General features: G+C 45.5%; 6 protein-coding genes. 4 read left to right on the top strand and 2 right to left on the bottom strand.

The features are described 5' to 3' along the window. Positions 1 to 565: 565 nt before the first annotated feature. From grxC to RH949_RS30090, 4 genes are all read left to right on the top strand, one after another. The gene (grxC, locus tag RH949_RS30105; RefSeq protein ID WP_006106260.1) at positions 566 to 844 is read left to right on the top strand and encodes a glutaredoxin 3; all 279 of its coding nucleotides are present in this window, start codon (positions 566 to 568) and stop codon (positions 842 to 844) included. 200 nt (positions 845 to 1044) lie between these two features. After that, on the top strand, positions 1045 to 2013 hold the full coding sequence (gene gshB / locus RH949_RS30100; protein ID WP_006106235.1) for a glutathione synthase: 969 nt from the start codon (positions 1045 to 1047) through the stop codon (positions 2011 to 2013). 16 nt (positions 2014 to 2029) lie between these two features. Further along, a complete protein-coding gene (locus RH949_RS30095) occupies positions 2030 to 3157 on the top strand; it encodes a Gfo/Idh/MocA family protein (protein WP_446358369.1) in 1128 nt (375 codons plus the stop codon). A 601-nt stretch (positions 3158 to 3758) separates the two neighbouring features. After that, the gene (locus RH949_RS30090; protein WP_157453439.1) at positions 3759 to 4094 is read left to right on the top strand and encodes a hypothetical protein; all 336 of its coding nucleotides are present in this window, start codon (positions 3759 to 3761) and stop codon (positions 4092 to 4094) included. Positions 4095 to 4477: 383 nt separating this feature from the next. Here RH949_RS30090 and RH949_RS30085 read toward each other — a convergent pair whose 3' ends face one another. Continuing rightward, positions 4478 to 4777, bottom strand: a complete 300-nt coding sequence (locus tag RH949_RS30085; RefSeq protein ID WP_006106268.1) for a ferredoxin — start codon at positions 4775 to 4777, stop codon at positions 4478 to 4480. Between the two features lie 428 nt (positions 4778 to 5205). Beyond that, entirely contained in the window at positions 5206 to 6720 is a 1515-nt protein-coding gene (glpK, locus tag RH949_RS30080; protein WP_006106270.1) for a glycerol kinase GlpK, read from the bottom strand. Positions 6721 to 7118 lie beyond the last annotated feature (398 nt).

Below are 7118 nucleotides of genomic sequence, written 5' to 3'. Positions count from 1 at the left end.
TAAATGGATATAATCCCAGGAACCAGCAAAACCTGTAATAAGTCCCTTCGCTCACCTAGTCCAAGATGTCTTGGCATTACCCAACGCCTAACCAATTAGGCTTAGAGATAGTCCGAACTAGGGAAGTATTCGGAAGTCTGTGCCAGGACTAGGCTCAAAAAGCTATTCACCTCTTACGTTGTCCAAACTGGCTTGGTCAATCCTTGTCCCTTTTAGGGCAAGGTTGGTGAACATTCAAGGCTATTCAGCAGTAGTGGTCTGAGGGAGGTAGTTGCACGGGAGCGATCCAGTTTCTTTTTGGGTTAAGGGGTCTAGCTACTATATCTGATGCTAGCTCCTCACGGATTAGCATCAGGTCTGAGATGCTTTACCTCTAGTTTATACCTACTGTTTTCCACAGCCTAACAAGTTTAGCTAAACTGGTTAGGCATTTGAGGCAACACCAATATGTGATTTTGATCACGTTTTAGCTCAAGTTGAGCTTGAATGATTTAATGACTTTGTGCAGACGTTCTGGCGAAGAAAGCTAAAATTTAAGAAATGTTGCTGACGTTGAGAAAAGAGAATGGAACCCAAGGTCGAAATTTATACCTGGAGCCGTTGTCCCTATTGTATGCGGGCTAAAGGGTTGCTCAATGAAAAGGGCATTAACTTTACCGAATATTGTATCGATGGTGATGAACAGGCGCGAGAGCAAATGGCACAACGGGCAAATGGACGCCGTTCTCTGCCACAAATTTTTATCAATGACCACCATATTGGGGGTTGCGACGACCTGTATGGGTTAGAACTACAAGGTGAACTAGATACCTTACTGCAAGACGGAGCAGGGGCAAGTCATTGATAGGGGAGTTCCGGGAGCTGGGGGAGCTGGGGGAGCTGGGGAAGCTGGGGGAGCTGGGGAAGCTGGGGGAGCTGGGGGCGGGTTTTGAACTAACGTTATCGTCAATAGTGAAACGAAAGTTCCTAAACCCGCCCCTACAAACCTCAAAATGGTACTATTAGCCGCAACTTGATTATTAATCACCGAGGTAGGATTCCAGCGTGAAATTTGCGTTTATCATTGACCCGCTCTCAAAGCTTAATCCCAGTCATGATACGAGTGTGGCACTCATGGAAGCTGCCCAAGCCTTAGGTCATGACGTTTGGATTACTCAAGCTCAAAAGCTAACAGTTGTCAATAATCAAGCGTGGGCAAATCTGGAGAAAGTCCAGCTAACCCCAGCCGAACTCGTTGAGGGGCGTTGGGTGGTCAGTGAACGCTGGTACGCTATCTCGGATACTGTCTCCCTGCCGTTAGAGGATATGGATGCTGTGTTTATGCGGACTGACCCCCCCGTGACTATTCCCTACCTCTACGCGACCTATATTCTGGACTACATTAATCCCAAAAAGACTCAAGTCATCAATACGCCGACAGGTTTGCGACGGGCAAATGAGAAAATGTATGCCCTACAGTTTAAGGAAGTAATTCCGGAAACCATTGTTAGCCAGGATAAGTTGACCATCCAGAAATTCGTCGAGAAACAAGGAGCAGCCGTACTTAAACCCTTGGGCGGTAAAGCTGGGGAAGGGATTTTGTTTCTAGAAGCAGGCGATCGCAACTTTAATTCCCTAGTCGAAATTAGCACTAAATGGGGATATGAACCCGTCATGGTGCAAACTTATCTTCCGGCGGCTAAAGAGGGAGATAAGCGGATCATCCTCCTCAATGGTGACCCGATTGGGGCAGTCAATCGCATTCCTACAGGCAGCGAATTTCGCGGCAACATGGCAGTTGGGGGTCGAGTGGCAGCGACAGAAATTACATCGCAAGAGCAAAAAATTTGTGCGTTGCTCAAGCCACAGTTGCAACAAGATGGTTTATATTTTGTGGGAATCGATGTGATTGGTGGCTATCTCACCGAGGTGAACGTGACCAGTCCCACAGGTATCCGCGAGATTGATCAACTTAATGGTACGTGCTTAGGCAAAGACGTGATTGCCTGGGTTGAAAACCCAAGGAACTCGTAATAATGACGAATGACGAATGACGAATGACGAACAACAAATGACAAATCAAATTGGAGTTGCTGTAATCGGTACCGGATTTGGACAGAAAATTCATATCCCAGGTTTTCAGATTCACCCCCGCACACAGGTGGTAGCGGTTTATAATCCGCACCTGGATAAAGCCAATGCGGTAGCTGAATCTCATAATATTCCCCAAGCGAGCGATCGCCTGGAGGATATACTAGCGATGCCAGATGTGCAAGCGGTGAGTATTTCTACCCCACCCTTTCTCCACTACGACATGGCGCAGCAGGTGTTGCAAGCCGGAAAACATCTGTTATTGGAAAAACCAATGACCCTCTCAGCTACCGAAACGCGAGATCTCTATCACCTCGCCAAGCAGCAAGGGGTAGTGGCGATGCCAGATTTTGAATTTCGCTTTGTTCCCCCATGGCAACTCTTGGCAGAACATTTAGAATCCGGCTATGTTGGTCAGAAGCGTCTGATTAAAATTGACTGGTTAGTCTCCAGTCGTGCCAACGCGCAACGGGCTTGGAACTGGTACGCCCAAAAGGAAAAGGGCGGAGGTGCATTAGGCGCTGTGGGGTCTCACGCTTTTGATTACATTAATTGGTTGTTTGGTTCGGTGCGTCGGTTGTGCGCCCAAATGAGTACGGCAATTCCAGAACGTCCTGATCCCAGTCAAGGGGGAAAACTGAAACCCGTGGACGCCGATGATACCTGTCTGCTGATGCTGGAATTAGCCGATGGTACACCTTGCCAACTTTGCATCAGTTCCGTTACTTATAATGGGCGGGGGCATTTTGTCGAAGTCTATGGCGATCGCGGAACGTTAGTTTTGGGCAGTTCCAACCAAAATGATTATGTCCATGGATTTCAGCTTTGGGCAGCCCCGGCTGGAGAATCGCTGTCAGAAGTAGATATTCCCAAACGACTAGCATTTCCCCAAGTTTACCCGGATGGACGTTTAGCACCCTTTATTCGGGTTGTGGATCAGTGGGTACAAAGTATTGATGCGGATAAACATCAAAGTCCTTCGCTAGCGGAAGGCGTCTATTCCCAATTATTAATGGATTTAACCCATCAATCGCATCAAGAGAACAGTTGGGTAGATGTACCTAGTTTATCCAGTTTTTTAGCTTAGGGGTTGCTGAATCAGTATTGTGGTGAGGGAAGAGAACAGGGAACAGTGTTCTCATAACTTTTTAACCCCTCAATGAGGAGGATCAATTGACTGCTTCCCGAATTTTGCCATCTTCCTCACCTTTATTCAGCCAACCTTTGTTAAAAGTAAGAGTTATAATGGGGAGTATTCGGTAGCGCCTGTTACTTTTTTAGAGTTTATAGCCACAAAAGAAAATGATTAAGGCTTTTAAGTAGATATCAAGTTTTCCCAATTAATTTAATAGCTTGAGAGAATAATTGAGGTATTTTAATTTAATTGTTCAGAAGAATAATTAACTGTAAAAATTTATTTAAAGTATGAGTAAAAATAACGGTAAAATTCTGTGAATCTTCCATGAAGGCAAGAGATTACAAGCCCTTATAGCCATACCCCCACCGGGGGGATGTTCATAAAATCTTTATATAATAAGTAATTTACGGCTATCCCCCCTAGGGTAAGTCTATGGCAGCAGACTTGAGGACATCGGAACCTAAGCCTCACTTAATGAGTCTAGAAATGTTAAGGTAAGGATGAAATGTCTTGATTTCCGTGCCTGTTGAGGTTGAAGAAAAATTCACCTATGTCACAGCCTACTATGAATACGTGTTCCCAAATTCAATGCCCTTTTTGCGATGCCAACTCTTCTGATAGTGGATGTATGCGATATAGTCATCCTACTCAATGTCACTTAACCTCGATGTTTGAGTTTGACTCGGATGATAAGTGGTTATTTAAGTCCGCCGACAGTGAATTACAGGAGATTCAAACTCTCAATAACCGTTTTATTAACAAAGATAAAGCGAGTCGAAAACAACTTCAGCAACTTAAGAAGAAATCACCGAGAAGCCTGGAGTTACCAATTCCTCAAGCAATACCTCATCCCAGAACAGAAACACAGTTACAACTGGGAGGGTAAATAATTGTTCATTGTTGATGGTTCATAGGTGGCTGTTTGGAGATGTTTTAGTCTTTCTACAGCTTGACCTGAGTCTGGCTGGCAGCGAAAATAATACGGTTTTTATCCTCACGTCATGGAGGGGAAAGCGGTGTCTTCTTCTAGAGCAATTTCAAATCATTTATGGAATCCAATGCTAGTTTCTCATCACAAAAAAAACACCTGTTCCCTGTTCCCTATTCCCTTTGTCTACTATCGTGAGTTCCACATCGCAAATGAAAACGCTATATATACTTTAAGCAGGAACACCGTTTTTTTGTGTTCCTGCTTTCCCTACTAACATAGTTAGCAGGCTTATTGATGGATTAGGCGATTGAGTTAACGCCTGAACAATATTGACAGAATTAGTACAGTTCTTCTTCTTGGTGAGTGACGATGGTGCAGTCAGATTTAGGATAAGCTACACAGGTCAAAATATATCCAGCTTCAATCTGATCATCATCTAAGAAAGACTGGTCAGACTGATCAATTTCACCATTGACGAGTTTACCAGCGCAGGTCGAACAAGCACCAGCACGGCAAGAATAGGGCAAATCAATACCCTGTTCTTCCGCCACATCGAGAATGTACTCGTCATCAGGTACTTCAATAGTTGTATCCAAGCCTTCAGCTTCGTTCTTTAAGGTAACTTTGTAACTTGCCATTTGTGTTCCTCTCTATTAGTCTGAAGCAGCAGAATCAATTGTGCTGTAGTATACTGACCCAACTAGCCTAAGCTGGTGGGAGCAACTTTTTCTGCTTCACTTCTGATACTACGAAAAAAAGTTAAAAAGTTTAAACAGGATTAGGAATGAAAGTGTTAATTGAATATTAAATCAGTTATTCTTATAGGTCTATCAAGCCGTTAGTGTCCAGATATGTGCGGCATGATTATCCCAGTCAATGACGGTGTTGACAAGGGTTTACTGGATTTTTGATTAGAGCTATTGACGGATTAAACCCCTGATTAATCAGCATTAGTTATATTTATAATTAAGTTCGATGATTTGTACTTAGACATGAACCACCCCGCCGACTGTGAGGGCGGGGAAGCCTAAGTAAGGTGAATCAGAAATTCCGCTGTGGGAAGATGTCACTTCACCCAATTCTTGGCGCGTTCAACGGCTTTCTGCCAACTGATAAAATTATCCTGGGCAACTTTTGTGCCATCTCCTGGTTCAAATGTCCGTTCGATGGAGGTTTGGTTAACGAGCTTATGGTAATCATCCCAAAAACCAACGGCTAAACCTGCACCAAATGCCGCACCTTGCGCTGTCGCATCAAGAACGGCGGGGCGTTCTACTGGGATGTTAAGGACATCGGCTTGAAACTGCATTAAGAAGTCATTCTGAGACGCACCACCGTCTACTTTCAGGAGTTCGATGGGGGTGTCGCCATCTTTGTTCATGGCATCAACGACTTCTCGAACTTGATAAGCGATTGATTCCAATACCGCCCGTACCATATGTTCCCGCTTGACACCGCCTGTAATACCGAGAAATGCACCTCTGGCACTCATATCCCAGTGGGGGGCACCCAAACCACTGAGGGCGGGCACAAAATAGATGCCATTGGTATCTTCGACTTGACGCGCTAGGGGTTCAGTTTCGGCAGCCGACTCAATCAGTTGTAAACCATCTCGTAGCCACTGAATACAAGCCCCGGTGGTGAACATCGCCCCTTCTAGGGCAAAAGCTACATCAGTGCCACTGCCATTTGCCGCTTTTGTCCAGGCGACAGTGGAAAGGAGTCGATTGCCCGATCGCGTCACTTCTTTGCCCGTATAGGAAATTAAGAAGCAGCCTGTACCATACGTACATTTGAGCATACCCGGGCGATCGCAACCGTGGGCAAACAGTGCCGCTTGTTGATCCCCGAAAATCGCCATAATTGGAATTTCTTCCCCTAACAAACTGGATTCAGTTTTACCAAACAGTCCCATACTGGGTTGAATTTGGGGCAAAATCTGAGCCGGAATGCCAAATAAATCCAAGAGGCTGTGATCCCAATCCTGATTAGCGAGATTCATCAGCATGGTGCGGCTGGCATTACTGTGATCGGTAACGTGGACTTTGCCCCCGGTGAGATTCCAGAGAATCCAGGTATCAATGGTGCCTGCTAAGACATTATCGAAATTCGTATCCGGTTTTTCCTGACGCACCCAATTCAGCAGCCATTCTAACTTCGTGGCTGAGAAATAAGCATCCAGGACTAATCCTGTACGTTGTTGAATATCCGCATCATGCCCCTGTTGGCTTAACTCCCGACATCGGGCGGCGGTGCGTCGATCCTGCCAAACGATCGCATTATGCAAGGGTTCCCCTGTGGTTTTATCCCAGAGTAAACAGGTTTCACGCTGTACGGTTAAACCAATCGCCGCAATTTCCGAAGCCGAAACCCCCTTATCCTTTAAGACTTGCTGCATACAGTCACGAGTATCCCGCCAAATTTCCTGGGGATCATGTTCCAACCAACCGGGTTGGGGGTAGTGTTGGGTGAATTCCTGATAAACTTGTCCCGCGATCGCACCTTGCTTGTCAAATAGAATGGCTCGGTTCCCCGTGGTACCGAGGTCAAGGGCTAGGACGTATTTCGCGTTAGTCGTCATCGCAATCTTATAAATTTACAGCTAAACCCCAAATAGGGTTGAGTACAGATTTACCAGGTTATGCGGACACTCGGCTACTCTCTGTAGTCTTTCTTTGCGTTGACAGCAAATGTCTTATGTCATTCGTCATACTCGCTATCGCGAGAAGCAAGCTACGTCATTCGTCATTCGTCCTTAGCTGAACGCCGGAAGCCTCACGCCATATTTGTACTCAAATTGGCGTGAGATGGATAGGCGGTCAATCGATGGGGTTCAACACCCCTGAGATTGACAACCTGCGTATCAACTCACGAATAACATCGGATTGAGTTCTTTCCGTTACTTGACAAAACTTGGCGAGGTGTTCATATTCTCTATTTGATACTCGTGTTGTTACCTGTTTCATAGTTGTCAATGTG

It is taken from the genome of Coleofasciculus sp. A1-SPW-01 (genome assembly GCF_040217205.1).
Taxonomy (GTDB): domain Bacteria; phylum Cyanobacteriota; class Cyanobacteriia; order Cyanobacteriales; family Coleofasciculaceae; genus Coleofasciculus; species Coleofasciculus chthonoplastes_A.
Note: the sequence above shows the minus strand (reverse complement) of the source record. Positions and strands in the feature narration are given on the sequence as shown.

Bases quoted from the DNA above. Each gene is read 5' to 3' on its own strand.
- grxC (WP_006106260.1), top strand. From the start codon at position 566: ATGGAACCCAAGGTCGAAATTTATACCTGGAGCCGTTGTCCCTATTGT.
- RH949_RS30095 (WP_446358369.1), top strand. From the start codon at position 2,030: ATGACGAATGACGAACAACAAATGACAAATCAAATTGGAGTTGCTGTA.
- RH949_RS30085 (WP_006106268.1), bottom strand. From the start codon at position 4,777: ATGGCAAGTTACAAAGTTACCTTAAAGAACGAAGCTGAAGGCTTGGAT.
- RH949_RS30090 (WP_157453439.1), top strand. From the start codon at position 3,759: ATGTCACAGCCTACTATGAATACGTGTTCCCAAATTCAATGCCCTTTT.
- glpK (WP_006106270.1), bottom strand. From the start codon at position 6,720: ATGACGACTAACGCGAAATACGTCCTAGCCCTTGACCTCGGTACCACG.